The sequence below is a fragment of the Novosphingobium sp. NBM11 genome, from assembly GCF_015390225.1.
Taxonomy (GTDB): Bacteria; Pseudomonadota; Alphaproteobacteria; order Sphingomonadales; family Sphingomonadaceae; genus Novosphingobium.
This window is the reverse complement of record NZ_VUOG01000001.1, coordinates 1575001-1589509: the sequence shown is the minus strand read 5'-3', so window position 1 is coordinate 1589509 and position 14509 is coordinate 1575001. Positions and strand designations below refer to the sequence as shown.

Genomic DNA, 14509 nt, shown 5'->3' with positions numbered 1-14509 from the left:
GAGGCGCGCCCGCCGTTCCCAAGCCGGTCGCGCTGCGCTACGCCGTGACAGTAATGGACGTCTATCTTCCGATCGCCAACCTGTCGGTCAACGGTCTGGTCATCGTCGCGCTGGGCGCGCTGACGGGCCTGCTGTCCGGCATGTTCGGGGTGGGCGGCGGTTTCCTGACCACACCCTTGCTGATCTTCTATGGCGTGCCGCCCACGGTCGCCGCCGCATCGGCCGCCAGCCAGGTGACGGGCGCCAGCGTTTCGGGGGCGTTCGCGCACGCGCGGCGCGGTGGCATCGATTATCAGATGGGCGCGGTGCTCGTGGCCGGGGGCGTGATCGGCACCGGGCTGGGCGCGTTGCTGTTCCGTCTGCTCCAGTCGCTGGGGCAGATCGATACCGTCATCAACATCCTTTACGTGCTGCTGCTGGGCGGCATCGGCGGACTGATGGCGCACGAAAGCATCACGGCGTTGCGCGCGCAGAAGGCTGGCATCGCGCTTCCCGCGCGCAAGCGACGGCACCATCCGCTGGTGGCCAGCCTGCCGTGGCGCTGGCGCTTCTACCGCTCGGGCCTGTACATCTCGCCGCTGGCGCCGCTGCTGCTCGGCATGGCCACGGGCATTCTCACCATGCTGATGGGGATCGGTGGCGGGTTCATCCTCGTGCCCGCGATGCTCTACATCCTGGGCATGAGCGTGGGCGTGGTGGTCGGCACATCGCTGTTCCAGATCCTGTTCGTGACCATGGCGACGACGATGATGCACGCCCTGACGACGCGCGCCGTCGATATCGTGCTGGCGGTGCTGCTGCTGGTGGGATCGGTGTCGGGCGCGCAGATCGGCGCGCAGTTCGCGCAGAAGGCGAAGCCCGAACAACTCCGCCTGATCCTGGCGGTGATCGTGTTGGGGGTGGCGCTGCGGATGGCGCTAGGGCTCGGCTACCGGCCGGACGAAATCTACACGGTGATCCCGTTGTGATCGCGCTGCGGTCCGCCCTGTTGGTACTTTGCCTGCTTCTGCTCGGCGGTGCGCGTGATCCGATTCTGGTGCCGGAAATCTCGCAGCACGAAGTGCAGGTGCGGCAGGGCTTTACCGGGGCCGACTTGCTGCTGTTCGGTGCGATCCTCAGCCCGGAAGGCACGCGCGCGGCGCAGGATTACGATATCATCGTGGTGCTGGAAGGGCCGGTGCGGTCGATCGTGCTGCGCGAGAAGCAGAAGGTCGCCGGCATGTGGATCAATGCCGCCAGCACCGAGTTCCGCTCCGCCCCCAGCTATTACGCGATCGCCTCGTCTCGCCCGATCGCGCGGATCGTGGACGACAAGACGGCGGCTATCTACGAACTGGGGCTCAAGTGGTTGCAGCTTTCGCCGATCGGGGTGATCGATCCCGCCGAACAGAAGCGCTTTTCCGCGGGGCTTGTGGACCTGATGCAGCGGCAGGGGCTGTACCGGCAGGACGAAGGCGCGGTGAAGATCAGCGGGCAGGTGCTGTACCAGGCCCGCATCGCCCTGCCTTCGAGCGTTCTGACCGGAACCTACACCGCCGAAACCTTCGCGGTGCGTGACGGCAGGGTCGTCGCGTCGGCCATTACCCGGGTCGAGGTGACCAAGGAGGGGTTCGAGCGGTTCGTGGCGGTCAATGCCCAGCGCAACGGGCTGCTCTATGGCCTGTTCGCGGTGCTGGTGTCGGTGGCGATGGGCTGGATCGCCGGCCGCCTGTTCGCACTGGTCTAGGGTCAGGACCCTAGGCGGGCGTTGGCGGTGTCAAGAACCGCGCCATCTCCTTCATTAGCCTCATTTTAACCGAGCTGGATTACCTCCCGACGGTCACGCGTGATCGGCTCGAGGTATTGGGTGATGTCGGAAATGAGCATGCAGGGTTTCGAAACCGGGTCGCCCGCCCAGCCCGCCGATCTTCGTGCGAACAGCCACGAAAATGCGCGCAAGCCGATCGGCTTCGTCGCCGATGTCTCGGGGTCCGGTGGCGTGATCGGCATCGATCTGGCGCGGCTGAAGGAATGCATGGGCGATGACGACGCTTCCGTCGCGCTGTCGGGCCAGGTCGGCTGTCCGGTGAAGATCCGCGTGGGCAATTCGTGGCTTCTGGCCACGGTGCGCAACCAGCGGCAGGATGCGGCGTTCGAAGGCGGCGTGATCGCGCAGATCGATTTCCTGGGCGAAGGCGACGAGGAACGCCTGACCGGGCGGCTTTACGGCTTCCGGCGTGGCGTGACGCGCTTTCCGGTGCCGGGCGCGCTGGTCTATCCGGCGACCAGCGCAGACTTGCGGCAGGTCTATGCCAGCGATGGCCGGTCCAGCATCGTCATCGGCACCGTGTTCCCCACGCGCGACATCCGCGCGGGTGTCTACATCGACGCGCTGCTGGGCAAGCACTTCGCGCTGCTGGGATCGACCGGCACCGGTAAGTCGACCAGCGCCGCGCTGATCCTGCACCGCATCTGCGAGATGGCGCCCGATGGCCATATCGTGATGATCGATCCGCATGGCGAATATGCACAGGCGTTCCGCCACACCGGGCAATTGCTGGACGTGACGAACCTGCAGATGCCGTACTGGCTGATGAATTTCGAGGAACATTGCGAGGTGTTCCTGACCACGCAGGGCGCCGAGCGGCAACTGGATGCCGACATCCTCGCCAAGTGCCTGTTGCAGGCCCGGATGAAGAACCGCCTGGCCGAACAGGTCGGCCGGATCACCGTGGATTCGCCGATACCCTATTTGCTCTCGGACCTGCTGCTGGTGCTCCAGAACGAGATGGGCAAGCTCGACAAGGGCCACGGAGCGATCCCCTACATGCGGATCAAGGCCAAGGTCGACGAGATCAAGGGCGATCCGCGCTACCAGTTCATGTTCTCGGGGATGCTGGTCGGCGATACGATGGTCGACTTCCTGTCCAAGGTGTTCCGCCTGCCGGCCAGCGGCAAGCCGATCACCATCATCGACGTTTCGGGCATCCCCTCGGAAATCACCTCGACCGTGGTCGCGGTGCTGAGCCGGCTGGTGTTCGACTATGCGATATGGTCGCGCGACGAAGAGACGCAGCCGATCCTCCTGGTCTGCGAGGAAGCGCACCGCTACGTGCCCAACGAACGCGTGGCGAGCAATTCGTCGGCGGCGAAAGTGCTGTCGCGGATCGCCAAGGAAGGGCGAAAGTACGGCGTCTCGCTGGGGCTGATCACGCAGCGTCCGTCCGACCTTGCCGAAGGCGTGCTGTCGCAGTGCGGCACGATCATCTCGATGCGCCTCAACAACGAGCGCGACCAAGCGTTCGTGCGCGCGGCCATGCCCGAAGGCGCGCGGGGCTTCCTCGATGCCATCCCGGCGCTGCGCAATCGCGAATGCATCATCTGCGGCGAAGGCGTTTCGATCCCGGTGCGGCTGTCGTTCGACGATCTCGAAGAGGCGCGGCGTCCTGCTTCCGCCGACCCTTCGTTCTCCGAACTCTGGGCGCGTTCGGGCGGCGAGGATATGGCCGTGCAGCGCACGGTGCAGCGTTGGCGATCGCAAAGCCGCTAGGGTCAGGACCCATTACTGGCGCGGTCGAGGTTTGAGGCAAAATGGCCCGGCGCAAGGAGGAGGGGCGCAGGAATATGTCGATATTTCAAGCCGCTCCGACGCAGCGCTGGGCCATTTTGCGTCAAATCCCTGCGGGACGTCCAAATGGCTTCCATCTCGAACCTAAAGGCGCTTGCAAAGGCAACCAGCCTTCGCGGCGCGCCTTTCGGCCCGATATGTTCGCCATTTGGACGCCTCGACCGCGCCAGTAATGGGTCCTGACCCTAAGTCGAAGCGCGGCAGCGCCTACAGCGTGGGCGTCATCCGGCCTGCCACATCGCCATCGACGCAGGTTTCCTCCTCCGCTTCCAGTTCGGAAATTGCGCGGCTGCGCGTGCGCCAGCCAGAGCGGCTGTACACGTAGAGGGCCAGCGAAGTAGCGATGACCGATCCGAACGGCATGGCCAGCCACAGCGCGTCCGCCCCGATGTGGGGATAGGCCAGGTAGTAGAAGCCCAGGCGTCCCGGATACATCGCGATGGCCAGCACGATCAGTGGCGCGATCACCACGCCGCCGGCGCGCATCGTGCCGAACAGGACGATGGTGACGCCGAACAGCACATAGCTCCAGCTCGCCAGGAACTGGATGTGCCGCGCGGCGTCCACCGCCGGGCTGTTCGGGCCGAGGAACAGTTCCAGCGAACCGCGATCGAACAGCAGCAGAATCACCGTCATCGCCCCGGTCATCGCGAAGTTCAGCAGCACGCCCGAACGGGTGATCTGCCCCAGCCGGTGCAGCAGCCCGGCGCCGATGGCCTGCGCGGCCATGGCGCTGACCGCCGCCGAGATCGCCATCGCCGGCATCTGCAGGTAGGTCCACAGTTGTAGCGACGCGCCATAAGCCGCGCTGATCAGCACGCCTTCGCGGTTGACCAGCCCGATCATAATGATCCCGGCGGCCGAGATCAGCAGCATCTGCGCGCCCATCGGCAGGCCCTTGCGCACGATATAGCCCAGTTCGGATCGTTGCGGGATCAGATAGGCCAGCTCCGCTCCGCGCAACCGCAGCGGCAGGTCACGGGCATAGACCCAGGTCACCATGGCCAGCATCGAGACGTAGGACGCCGTAGCCGTGGCCGTGGCCGCCCCGGCGATGCCCAGGCGGGGAAACGGGCCGATGCCCGCGATCAGCAGCGGGTTCAGCGCGATGTCGAGCACGACCGACAGGATCATGAACTTGAGCGGCGTCTGCGCATCGCCCGATCCGCGCAGGCCCATGCCCAGCATGACCGTGATCATCGAGGCCGGCATGGCCACGAAGATCACGCGCAGATAGGTCAGCGCGAAATGATAGGTTTCGCCGGGCGTGGCCATCGCGTGCAGCAGCGCCGGCGCGAATATCCAGCCGGCCGTGGCGACGCACAGCGAAAGCCCGAGGCAGAACCCGAGCGCCGTGCCGAAGGTGCGCCGTGCCGCGTCGATGTTCCGCGCGCCGAACGCCTGGCCGACCTTTACCGTCGCCGCCATGCCGAAGCCGAACACCGCGGCGAAGACCAGGAACATCACCACGTTGGCGTTGGCCGTTGCCGCCAGCGCGCTTTCGCCCAGCAGCCGCCCGACCCAGACCGAATTGACCGATCCGTTGAGCGACTGGAGAATGTTGGCGGCCAGCGTTGGCGCGGAAAACAGCAGCAGCGTGCGCAGGATCGGACCCTTGGTCAGATCACGATGGCCGCCGGGTGCTGCCGGGCGCGAAGCTGAGGGCTGCGCCATCGCTGGCGGTGAAGCGGCGGGATCGGTCACCAGTGCTTTCCTCAATCGTTCCGGTCGGATTTTCCGGCCTTCAACGCGGCCAAGGCGGCAAAGGGGCCGGAGGCTTCCTCTCCGGCAAGGCCGTGCTTCTGGCGCGCGGCGTCCGCTTCGGGGCCTTCCGCGAAAGGATCGATCGCCAGACCGAGGCTTTGCGCCACGGCCTCGCCCAGATCGAACGTCATCCCCTCGTATTCGATCTCGTCGCAATCGTCCGCGGTGATCTCGATTTCGTCTTCGGACGCCCCTTCCGCTCCGGGATGCACGAAACGGAGCAGGACCGGCTCGTCGATCGCTACCGGGAAATCCTCGCCTGAAATGGCGCAGGGCTGGATGATTGACGCGGTCAGCCGGCCTCGCGCCAGCACGGTTTCGCCTTCGACCGAAAGCCGGATGTCCGCGCGCATCGCGTCGATCGCGCTGATGCCAAAGCGGCCGGCCAGGCGGCGGCGCTCGTCCGCACCGGGTTCGACCACCACGGGGGCGCCGGTGATCTGGCGGATGTCGATCATCCGGCTGAGTTCGGGGGTGCCGGTCATGCGGGGATCTCCCCGGCAAGCAGGCGTTCGGCCGGGACGGCGTCCAGCGCGCCAGCGAGCGCGCGGACCCGGCCGACGAGCGCCTGCGGCCCCGTACCTTCGTCCGCCTGGCCTTCGCCCACCAGACCTTCGACCAGCGTGACATTGCGGGTGATCGCCTCGCTCAGCGCGCTGTCGTCCGCCGTCGCCAGCGCATCGCGATAGGCGCCCAGCCGGCCGCCCAGCGTGCTCATCAGCCGCCCCATGTGCTTGCCCACCACCATGTCGCCCACGCCGCTTTCGCGCAGCTGCCCGTCCATGTCATCGACGAACAGTTCGGTCAGCCGCACCGACGGTTCCACCAGCGCCGGTTCGCGTTCCATGCGCAGCAGCACCAGGCTGAGCACCAGCGTGATCGCGTCGAACCGCCCGGGCAGCGTATCGGCGATCCCGTATTCCGCGTACCACGCCTTCCCGCGCGAGGCGGCGACCACGGCATGCCACAACGGCCGCACGGTGGCGCGGTCATCGCGGCCGGGGCCGAACAGCCGGGCTAGAAACGACATCGGAACTTCCTTCCCTGCGGTCCTGCCCGCACGGCTTGCGGGATTCGTTCAGGACCGATTAAATCGCCTGTGGCCACGTGGCATCGCGCTGTCCATTGCGGTTCCGCCGTTTGGCCCCTAAGGCTTGCGCGATATAGGGAACCCGGGCGCGAAGGCAAACGGGATGCCTGCCATAGCCGGGCCTGAGGCCCGGATCGAGAAGCGGAGTTCGGGAATGCGCGATAATCGGCTGATGGTGCGGGGCGTTGCGGCGGTGACGCTTGCGGTGCTGGCCGGCGGATGTTCGAGCATTCGCGACCATCGCGGCTATCTGATCGATCCCGCGCTGACCGATTCGGTGCAGCCGGGCGTGGACAACCGCCTTTCCGTGGAAAAGGCGCTGGGGCAGCCGACCTTCAAGAGCCAGTTCGGCAAGCCGACCTGGTACTACGTGTCGATCGACACCAAGCAGAGGCCGTTCACCCGGCCGCGCACCAATGCCGAGTTCATCATGAAGGTGAACTTCGATGCGGCGGGCAATGTCGCCAGCGTCGAACGGGGCGGCATGGAAAAGGTCGTGCGGATCAATCCCGATCGCGACAAGACGCCGACACTGGGCCGCGACCGCAGCTTCTTCGAGGATCTGTTCGGCAATATCGGCGCGGTTGGCGCCGTGCCGGGCGCGACGGGCCAGAGCGGCCGTCCGGGCGGGTCCGGTCCGAACGGAAGCTGATTCCGGTCGTTCCCGGCCGGCTTGAACCGCCGCCAACTTGAACCGGCGCCAGCTTGAACAGCCGGGAGCATTCCCCATATCGCGGTCATGGACGACAGCAGGGCGAGCCACGGCCTGATCCAGTGGCACGGCACCACCATCATCGGGGTGAAGAAGAACGGGCGCACGGTGATTGCCGGCGACGGTCAGGTTTCCATGGGCAACACGGTGATGAAGCCGAACGCCCGCAAGGTCCGCAGGATCGGCGACGGCAACGTGATCGCCGGTTTCGCCGGAGCGACCGCCGATGCCTTTACCCTGTTCGAACGGCTGGAGCGCAAGCTGGAGCAGCACCGCGGCCAGCTGATGCGCGCGGCGGTGGAACTCGCCAAGGACTGGCGCACCGACAAGTACCTGCGCAATCTGGAAGCGCTGATGATCGTGGCCGACGCGGAGACGCTGCTGGTGCTGACCGGCAACGGCGATGTGCTGGAGCCTGAAGCCAAGAACGACGCGATCATTGCCGCGATCGGCTCTGGCGGCAATTATGCGCTGAGCGCCGCGCGGGCGATCACCGACTACGAGGACGACGCCGAGACGATCGCCCGCCGCGCGATGCAGGTGGCGGCCGATATCTGCGTGTTCACCAACGATCGCGTGACGGTGGAAACCATATAGGCATCATCCCCCCTCCCGCTTGCGGGAGGGGCCAGGGGTGGGCGGTCCAAGACGCTACACCCCAAAGACCCACCCCCATCCCCTCCCGCAAGCGGGAGGGGGGAGCTTCAGAATGAAAGACAACCTTACCCCCAAGGCCATCGTCCGCGCGCTGGACGAACATATCGTCGGGCAGCAGGACGCCAAGCGCGCGGTCGCCGTGGCGCTGCGCAACCGTTGGCGGCGGCAGCATCTCTCGGCTGACCTGCGTGACGAGGTCAGCCCAAAGAACATCCTGATGATCGGGCCGACCGGCTGCGGCAAGACCGAGATCAGCCGTCGCCTGGCGAAGCTGGCCGACGCGCCGTTCGTTAAGGTGGAGGCGACCAAGTTCACCGAGGTCGGCTATGTCGGCCGCGACGTGGAACAGATCGCGCGCGATCTGGCGGAAGAGGCGATCCGGCTGGAGAAGGACCGCCGGCGCGACGCGGTGCGCGATGCGGCGAGCAAGGCGGCGATGGATCGGCTGCTCAAGGCGCTGGTCGGCGATGGCGCCAGCGAGGCGACGCGCGAAAGCTTCCGGCAGCGCCTGGCGGACGGCTCGATGAACGATGTCGAGGTCGAGATCGAGGTGGAGGACGCGCCTTCGATGCCGATGGAGCTGCCGGGCATGGGCGGCAACATCGGCATGATCAACCTGTCCGACATGATGGGCAAGGCGTTCGGCGGTCAGCGCATGAAGCGTCGCAAGCTGCGCGTCGCCGATGCCTGGGACAAGCTGGTGGACGAGGAATCCGAAAAGCGCATGGACCAGGACGACGTGGCCCGCGTCGCGCTGCAGAACGCGGAGACCAACGGCATCGTCTTCCTCGACGAGATCGACAAGATCGCGGTCAGTGATGTGCGCGGCGGCTCGGTCAGCCGCGAAGGCGTCCAGCGCGATCTGCTGCCGCTGATCGAGGGTACGACCGTCGCCACCAAGTACGGCCCGATGAAGACCGACCACGTGCTGTTCATCGCCAGCGGCGCGTTCCATGTGGCCAAGCCCAGCGACATGCTGCCCGAACTGCAGGGCCGCCTGCCGATCCGTGTGGAGCTGAAGGCGCTGAGCGAGGACGATTTCGTGCGCATCCTGTCGGAAACGCGTGCCAATCTGGTCGAACAGTACCGCGCCCTGCTGGGGACCGAACAGGTGACTTTGGACTTCACGCCGGAAGCCGTTCGGGCGATCGCCCGCACCGCCGCGCAAGTCAACGAAAGCGTCGAGAACATCGGCGCGCGGCGGCTGCAGACGGTGATGGAAAAGCTGCTGGAGGAAGTGAGCTTCGACGCCGAGGACCGCGTGGGCTCCACAGTGACGATCGACGAAGCCTATGTGGCGGACAAGCTGGCGAGCCTTGCCGGCAACGCGGACCTGTCGAAGTATATCCTGTAAAAATCCTCCCCGATGCGGGGAGGGGGACCGTGCGCAGGACGGTGGAGGGGGCTTCTCGGCTGGGTGGCAGTCTCGGTGAGGATGGGCCGCAAGGCCAAGCCCCCTCCACCACCCTTCGGGTGGTCCCCCTCCCCATCCTGGGGAGGATCTGGTAGGGCCATGCGATGAACTACCAGACCCCCGAAGACCGTCCGATCTACCGCCTGCTCACCGGCCAGGACGACCGTGCCTTCTGCGAGCGCGTGTCAGAGGCGCTGGCGCAGGGCTGGCGGCTCTATGGCTCGCCCTCGCTCGCGTGGGATATCGAGAATAGCTGCATGAAGGCGGCGCAGGCGGTCGTGTGGCATGAAGCCGATGTGGTGAAGTGAACGCCGGAGCAGGCCGGCGGATTACTCTGCCGCCTCGCTCACCTCTTCGCTTTCCGCCGCCTGGCGCGCCCACATCTCGGCGTAGAGACCGTCGCGGCGCAGCAGTTCCAGGTGGCTGCCGCTTTCCGCCAGCCGTCCCTGATCCAGCACGAGGATGCGGTCTGAGTCCGCGATCGTCGACAGGCGGTGCGCGATCGAGATCGTGGTCCGGTTGGCGGCGACCATGCGCAGCGTGCCCAGGATGTCCTGCTCGGTCCGGGTGTCGAGCGCGCTGGTCGCTTCGTCGAACAGCAGGATCGGCGGGTTCTTGACCAGCGTGCGGGCGATGGCCACGCGCTGCTTTTCGCCGCCCGAAAGCTTGAGGCCGCGTTCGCCGACTTCGGTATCGAGGCCTTGCGGCAGGCGGGCAATGAAATCGGAAATGGCGGCCCCGCGCGCGGCGGCGTCCACGTCGGCCTGTGTCGCGCCTTCGCGGCCATAGGCGATGTTGTAGCCGATGGTGTCGTTGAACAGCACCGAATCCTGCGGCACGATGCCGATCGCGGCGCGCAGGGACGCCTGCGTGACGCCGGCGATGTCCTGCCCGTCGATCAGAATGCGGCCCGATCCCGGATCGTAGAAGCGGAACAGCAGGCGCGCGATGGTGGACTTGCCCGCGCCCGAAGGGCCGACGATGGCGACGCGGCTGCCGGCCGGCACATCGAACGAAAGGCCGTGCAGGATCGTGCGGTCGGGATCGTAGCCGAACACCACGTTGTCGAAGACCACCGAGGGCCGCCGCACGATCAGCGCCGGCGCGCCGGGTGCATCGGCGACTTCCACGTGCGTATCGATCAGGCGGAACATTTCCGCCATGTCGATCAGCCCCTGCCGGATCGTGCGATAGACCATGCCGAGCATGTCGAGCGGGCGGAAAAGCTGGGTGAGGTAGGTCTGCACGAACACCAGCTGGCCAGCGGTGTACTGGCCCTTGGCCCAGCCGACGACCGTCCACGCCATCGCCCCGGCCATCAGCAGGTTGACCACGACCGCCTGCGCGATGTTGAGCAGGCCCAGGCTGTTCTCGCTTTTTACCGCGGCATCGGCATAGGCACGCGTCGCCTGCGCATAGCGGGCTTCCTCGCGCGCCTCCGCGCCGAAGTATTTCACCGTCTCGTAGTTGAGCAGCGAATCGACCGCGCGGGAAAGCGCCTGCCCATCGAGCCGGTTCATCTTTTCCCGCAGATGGGTGCGCCATTCGGTGATGGTGCGCGTAACCCAGATATAGCCCGCGATCGCCACCGCCGTCGCCGCGACAAGGCCCCAGCCGAAGGTGAAGTAGAAGATCACCGCCACGATCGCGAGCTGCAGCACGGTGGGCGCGATGTTGAACAGCATGAAGTAGAGCATCGTGTCGATGCTCTTGGTGCCGCGTTCGATCACCTTGGTTACTTCGCCCGTGCGGCGGGCGAGGTGGAAGCGCAGCGACAGGCGGTGCAGGCGCGCGAACACGTTTTCGGCCAGCGCGCGCGTCGCATCCTGCCCCACCCGTTCGAACACGATATTGCGCAAGTTGTCGAAGGCGACGCCGGCGAAGCGCCCGGCCGCGTAGCCCAGCACCATCAGCATGGCGAACCGCATCAGGCGGGGGCCGGACACGTTCATCGCGTCCACCGCCCACTTCAGCAGATAGGGCAGGACAAGCTGTGTGCCGGTGGAGGCCAGGATGAACAGGCTGGCGAAAACGATGCGCCAGCGCAGCGCCTTGTTGTCGGCGGGCCAGAGATAGGGAAGGAAGCGCCGGAGCGTGTGCCATCCATCGTGGCGGGCGTTGCGGTCGGTGGCGGTTTCGGGCGGCATGGGCCTTCACATAGGCGCTTTGCGCCGATCCGCCAGCCCCGTTGCCCGATCGGGTGGATTATCCGCGCCCGTGTCGCTGCTGGCGTCCCTTGCGTTCAGTTCATCCCGAACTGCATCGGCAGGCCCCGTGGCATGTCGAACAGGATGCTCCGGCTCGAAAAGTCGATCGCCACGCGGCGGAACAGGCGCAACTGGTCCATGCCGAGCAGCATCGCCGGGCGCTTGTCCAGCTTGAGCGCCTTGAACGGCGGCGCATCGGCGAACACGAGCGGGGTGTTCGACATCGTCAACCCGCCCAGCACCAGCGTGCGCGCCAGCCCCACGTCGGCGGAGATCGATTGCCCGGTCACCGATATGAGCGAGGTCTGTTCCTGCGCATGACGGCGTGCCAAGGCCCTTTGCAGCGGGGGATTGCCGATCGAAGTATCCGAGCCGGTATCGATGATGATATCGGTACGGACGCCATCGACCATGGCGTTGGTCATGATCAGCTGGCCCGACCGGCGCCGCGCCTGCACCGTGATTTCGAAGCCGCTGTTGCCGCCCAGTTGCCGGGCATCGCCGATCGCCATGACCTTCTTGTCGAAATCGAGCAGGACGCGCTGGTCCTGCAGGCTGTCCAGCCCGATGATCCCGTCCGCGCCGATCCAGCGCCCGTCGAGCAGCGGGGCGGTGAGGCCATAGAAGCTGCGGCGGCCGAGGTTGATCTCCTCCACTTCCACCAGATCCACTTCCTGCGTGCCCGCCACGCCCACCAGCAGCGCCTGTCCGGCGCTGGCCAGGCCAAGCTGCCGGGCTATATCGCGCGACAGGATCGTGCGTTCCGCGCCGGTATCGATCATGAAGCGGTAGGGACCAGCCCGTTTGCTGCCCGTTTGCGCGTTCTCGACGCCGATATGCACCGGCACGGTCATGCGGGCCTGCAGATCGGGCGTGATCGTCACGATGTCGACCGAACCGGCCTGGGCCGTGCCGTCCTGCGCTACGGCGATGGGGTAGGCGGTGAACAGGGGCAGCAACGCGCCCGCCGCGAATAGCGGATATAGTGCCATGGCTTCTCTCTCCGCCTGGCAGCATACGCCTGTTCGGGCGCCGGAGCCATGGTGTTTATCGGGGAAGGGGCGTCTTCCGTCGAAGCGGCAGCGCCGCCAGAATCTCGCCCAGCATCGCCGTCATTTCCGCGAACAGGGGATGACCGATCGCCCACAGCGTCGCCAGCCATAGTGCGATGCCGGCGCTCACCATGCTCGCCGCCTGCCCGAAGCCGGTTTCCGCCGGACCGTGCCACAAGACATAGCTGGCAAGCAGCGGGCCGACCGCCGCCAGCGTGGCCAGCAGGCTGCGCGCGTAAATCTGGAAAAGGTCGCGCCAGCGGAAATCGAGCATCCCGCGCATGAACGGTGCGTAGATCATTACCCAGAACAGCCCGTGGGCGAAACGCGAGATGGCAACCCAGATCAGGCCGAACGGCGCGGTGAGCGCGATCAGCAGGACCGACATCACCGTTTCCACGATGTTGCGGTGGATCAGGCCCTTCATGCGATCGAGCAGCAGCGGCAGATCGCCGTTCAGCGGCAGCGAGACATAGCACAGCTGCGACAGCGCGACCCAGCCCAGCAAGGGGGCCGCCGCCAGCCATCTCGGCCCGTACAGCAGGTTGACCAGCGGTTCCGACAGCACGGCGATGCCCGCCATCGCGGGCCAGGTGACACCGGTATAGGCGGCGACGACGCGCAGATAGGGCGGGCCGAGCGGCTGGCCACTGTCGCGCACCTGGCGGAAGGCCGGGTAGAACACGCCGGTCACCGCGCCGGCCACCAGCAGACGCAGTTGCAGCGCCAGCCCCGAGGCACGGGTGAACAGGCCGACGGCGGTGTTGTCGATCAGCCGGCCGATGACCAGCTCGGGCGCGCGACCCGTGATCGAATAGCACGTTGCCAGCACGGAATTGGTGCCGCCCAGCTTGAGCACTGGCGCGGCGCCCTTCAGGCGCATCGGCCAGGGCAGCATCAGCCCCGCACGCCACTGGCTGACCACGAGCCGCGCCGCTTGTTGCGCGAACGCGCCCCAGGCCAGCGCTAGCGCGCCATAGCCCAGCACCGCCAGGGTGACTGCCGTGGCGGCGTTGGCGATGGAGGAGCCGACCTCGATCATCGTGTTGGACTTGTAGTCCATGCGCCGCTGGCAGGTTGCCTGCGGCACGATGGCCAGCGGCACCGCCAGATAGGAACAGGCGATCACCAGCGTGATGGGCAGCAGGCGCGGATCGCCGTAGAACAGGGCGATCGGCTTGGCCGAAAGGATCGTCAGGATCGCGATGCCCCAGGCGAAAGCCACCGAGACGGTGAACGCCATGTGGAGCTTTTCGGGTGTCAGGTCGCGTTCGCCGTTGACATAGCGGGTCACGCCGAAATCCTGGAGGAAGGCGACGATGGTGACCGCCGCGAAGGCGATCGAGAACAGCCCGAGTTCCGCCGGCGTGATGAACCAGCGCGCCAGCACCACGCTGGTCAGGAACTGGATCGCGAACGAGGTATATTGCGATACCAGCGCCCAGGCGGCGGCGGTGCGCACGGACATCTGAGGCGGGGGCATCTGCGGTTGGGGCACCTGCGGCGGGGTGTCGGCGGCCGTGCTCATGCACCGCTGCTCATGCGAGGCACGCCGATCAGGCCGGCGGCGATGGTCGATGCCTTGATCGGATGCCCGGCACGAACAAGCCGCGCCGCCGCCCGCCACAGGCGGGAACCGCGCGCGCCGTCGCGGCGCACATGATCGCGCAGCGCCGTCCATCCGTCTCCGGAGAGAGCTTCGGGCGAATAGATCACGCGGTCGAGGATGCGGCGGCGGACATAGCGCGCCGCGCCTTCGCCGAACCACGCATCGAGTTCTTCCAGCGGTGGCATCGTCGCGATGTGTTCGGTGGGATCGGGCAGGCCGGCGGAGCGGGCACGGTGCGCAAGCCACGCGATCGCGGTATTGCGCATCTGTTCGACAACATGGCGGCTGCTGACCTGATCCGGATAGATGCGGTAGTCGACAAGGCGATCGGGCAGGTTGGCCATCGATCCGGCTTCGGACAGGCGCAACCAGAGGTCGTAGTCCTCGGCATGGCGGT

General features: G+C 66.5%; 14 protein-coding genes (1 of these 14 cut by a window edge). 7 read left to right on the top strand and 7 right to left on the bottom strand.

Annotated features, from left to right (window positions below):
• Nucleotides 1-53: 53 nt before the first annotated feature.
• The 3 genes from F1640_RS07570 to F1640_RS07560 all read left to right on the top strand — a co-directional run bounded on the left by F1640_RS07570 (nt 54) and on the right by F1640_RS07560 (nt 3529).
• Nucleotides 54-968, top strand: a complete 915-nt coding sequence (locus F1640_RS07570; protein WP_124809314.1) for a sulfite exporter TauE/SafE family protein — start codon at nt 54-56, stop codon at nt 966-968.
• Nucleotides 965-1726, top strand: coding sequence for a TIGR02186 family protein (locus F1640_RS07565; RefSeq protein ID WP_125953938.1), 762 nt, complete (start codon nt 965-967; stop codon nt 1724-1726). Before F1640_RS07570 ends, F1640_RS07565 begins: the two co-directional genes overlap by 4 nt.
• A gap of 138 nt (nt 1727-1864) precedes the next feature.
• Entirely contained in the window at nt 1865-3529 is a 1665-nt protein-coding gene (locus tag F1640_RS07560) for an ATP-binding protein (RefSeq protein WP_223806864.1), read from the top strand.
• A gap of 285 nt (nt 3530-3814) precedes the next feature.
• Here the strand turns inward: F1640_RS07560 and F1640_RS07555 are convergent, their stop codons facing one another.
• Genes F1640_RS07555 through F1640_RS07545 form a run of 3 tightly spaced genes read right to left on the bottom strand, consistent with a single transcriptional unit; the run spans nt 3815 to nt 6401 of the window.
• Complete coding sequence (locus F1640_RS07555; protein ID WP_194921257.1) at nt 3815-5281, bottom strand: MATE family efflux transporter; 1467 nt, start codon at nt 5279-5281, stop codon at nt 3815-3817.
• 41 nt (nt 5282-5322) lie between these two features.
• Entirely contained in the window at nt 5323-5856 is a 534-nt protein-coding gene (locus F1640_RS07550) for a DUF177 domain-containing protein (RefSeq protein ID WP_194918523.1), read from the bottom strand.
• Nucleotides 5853-6401, bottom strand: coding sequence for a ubiquinol-cytochrome C chaperone family protein (locus F1640_RS07545; RefSeq protein ID WP_124811320.1), 549 nt, complete (start codon nt 6399-6401; stop codon nt 5853-5855). Before F1640_RS07545 ends, F1640_RS07550 begins: the two co-directional genes overlap by 4 nt.
• A 214-nt stretch (nt 6402-6615) precedes the next feature.
• Here F1640_RS07545 and F1640_RS07540 point away from each other — a divergent pair, with 214 nt between their 5' ends.
• The 4 genes from F1640_RS07540 to F1640_RS07525 all read left to right on the top strand — a co-directional run bounded on the left by F1640_RS07540 (nt 6616) and on the right by F1640_RS07525 (nt 9552).
• Nucleotides 6616-7113, top strand: coding sequence for an outer membrane protein assembly factor BamE (locus tag F1640_RS07540; RefSeq protein WP_124811319.1), 498 nt, complete (start codon nt 6616-6618; stop codon nt 7111-7113).
• Nucleotides 7114-7200: 87 nt separating this feature from the next.
• The gene (hslV, locus tag F1640_RS07535; protein WP_124811318.1) at nt 7201-7770 is read left to right on the top strand and encodes an ATP-dependent protease subunit HslV; all 570 of its coding nucleotides are present in this window, start codon (nt 7201-7203) and stop codon (nt 7768-7770) included.
• A gap of 112 nt (nt 7771-7882) precedes the next feature.
• Complete coding sequence (hslU, locus tag F1640_RS07530) at nt 7883-9184, top strand: ATP-dependent protease ATPase subunit HslU (RefSeq protein WP_125953934.1); 1302 nt, start codon at nt 7883-7885, stop codon at nt 9182-9184.
• Between the two features lie 164 nt (nt 9185-9348).
• Nucleotides 9349-9552 (top strand): DUF1737 domain-containing protein, encoded by a 204-nt coding sequence (locus tag F1640_RS07525; protein ID WP_194918522.1) that lies wholly within the window; start codon nt 9349-9351, stop codon nt 9550-9552.
• Nucleotides 9553-9573: 21 nt separating this feature from the next.
• Here F1640_RS07525 and F1640_RS07520 read toward each other — a convergent pair whose 3' ends face one another.
• From F1640_RS07520 to F1640_RS07505, 4 genes are all read right to left on the bottom strand, one after another.
• Nucleotides 9574-11391, bottom strand: coding sequence for an ABC transporter ATP-binding protein/permease (locus F1640_RS07520; protein WP_194918520.1), 1818 nt, complete (start codon nt 11389-11391; stop codon nt 9574-9576).
• Nucleotides 11392-11486: 95 nt separating this feature from the next.
• Entirely contained in the window at nt 11487-12443 is a 957-nt protein-coding gene (locus tag F1640_RS07515; protein WP_194918518.1) for a retroviral-like aspartic protease family protein, read from the bottom strand.
• A 55-nt stretch (nt 12444-12498) separates the two neighbouring features.
• A complete protein-coding gene (locus tag F1640_RS07510; RefSeq protein ID WP_194918516.1) occupies nt 12499-14031 on the bottom strand; it encodes an oligosaccharide flippase family protein in 1533 nt (510 codons plus the stop codon).
• On the bottom strand, nt 14028-14509 hold the end of the coding sequence (locus tag F1640_RS07505) for a glycosyltransferase (RefSeq protein ID WP_194918514.1). 550 nt of this gene lie beyond the right edge of the window; 482 of the gene's 1032 nt are visible here — the last part of the coding sequence; the start codon falls outside the window, past its right edge — the gene reads right to left on this strand; its stop codon occupies nt 14028-14030. Before F1640_RS07505 ends, F1640_RS07510 begins: the two co-directional genes overlap by 4 nt.

Bases quoted from the DNA above. Each gene is read 5' to 3' on its own strand.
- F1640_RS07550 (WP_194918523.1), bottom strand. From the start codon at position 5,856: ATGACCGGCACCCCCGAACTCAGCCGGATGATCGACATCCGCCAGATC.
- F1640_RS07555 (WP_194921257.1), bottom strand. From the start codon at position 5,281: ATGGCGCAGCCCTCAGCTTCGCGCCCGGCAGCACCCGGCGGCCATCGT.
- hslV (WP_124811318.1), top strand. From the start codon at position 7,201: ATGGACGACAGCAGGGCGAGCCACGGCCTGATCCAGTGGCACGGCACC.
- F1640_RS07560 (WP_223806864.1), top strand. From the start codon at position 1,865: ATGCAGGGTTTCGAAACCGGGTCGCCCGCCCAGCCCGCCGATCTTCGT.
- hslU (WP_125953934.1), top strand. From the start codon at position 7,883: ATGAAAGACAACCTTACCCCCAAGGCCATCGTCCGCGCGCTGGACGAA.
- F1640_RS07520 (WP_194918520.1), bottom strand. From the start codon at position 11,391: ATGCCGCCCGAAACCGCCACCGACCGCAACGCCCGCCACGATGGATGG.
- F1640_RS07510 (WP_194918516.1), bottom strand. From the start codon at position 14,031: ATGAGCACGGCCGCCGACACCCCGCCGCAGGTGCCCCAACCGCAGATG.
- F1640_RS07545 (WP_124811320.1), bottom strand. From the start codon at position 6,401: ATGTCGTTTCTAGCCCGGCTGTTCGGCCCCGGCCGCGATGACCGCGCC.
- F1640_RS07540 (WP_124811319.1), top strand. From the start codon at position 6,616: ATGCGCGATAATCGGCTGATGGTGCGGGGCGTTGCGGCGGTGACGCTT.
- F1640_RS07525 (WP_194918522.1), top strand. From the start codon at position 9,349: ATGAACTACCAGACCCCCGAAGACCGTCCGATCTACCGCCTGCTCACC.
- F1640_RS07515 (WP_194918518.1), bottom strand. From the start codon at position 12,443: ATGGCACTATATCCGCTATTCGCGGCGGGCGCGTTGCTGCCCCTGTTC.
- F1640_RS07570 (WP_124809314.1), top strand. From the start codon at position 54: ATGGACGTCTATCTTCCGATCGCCAACCTGTCGGTCAACGGTCTGGTC.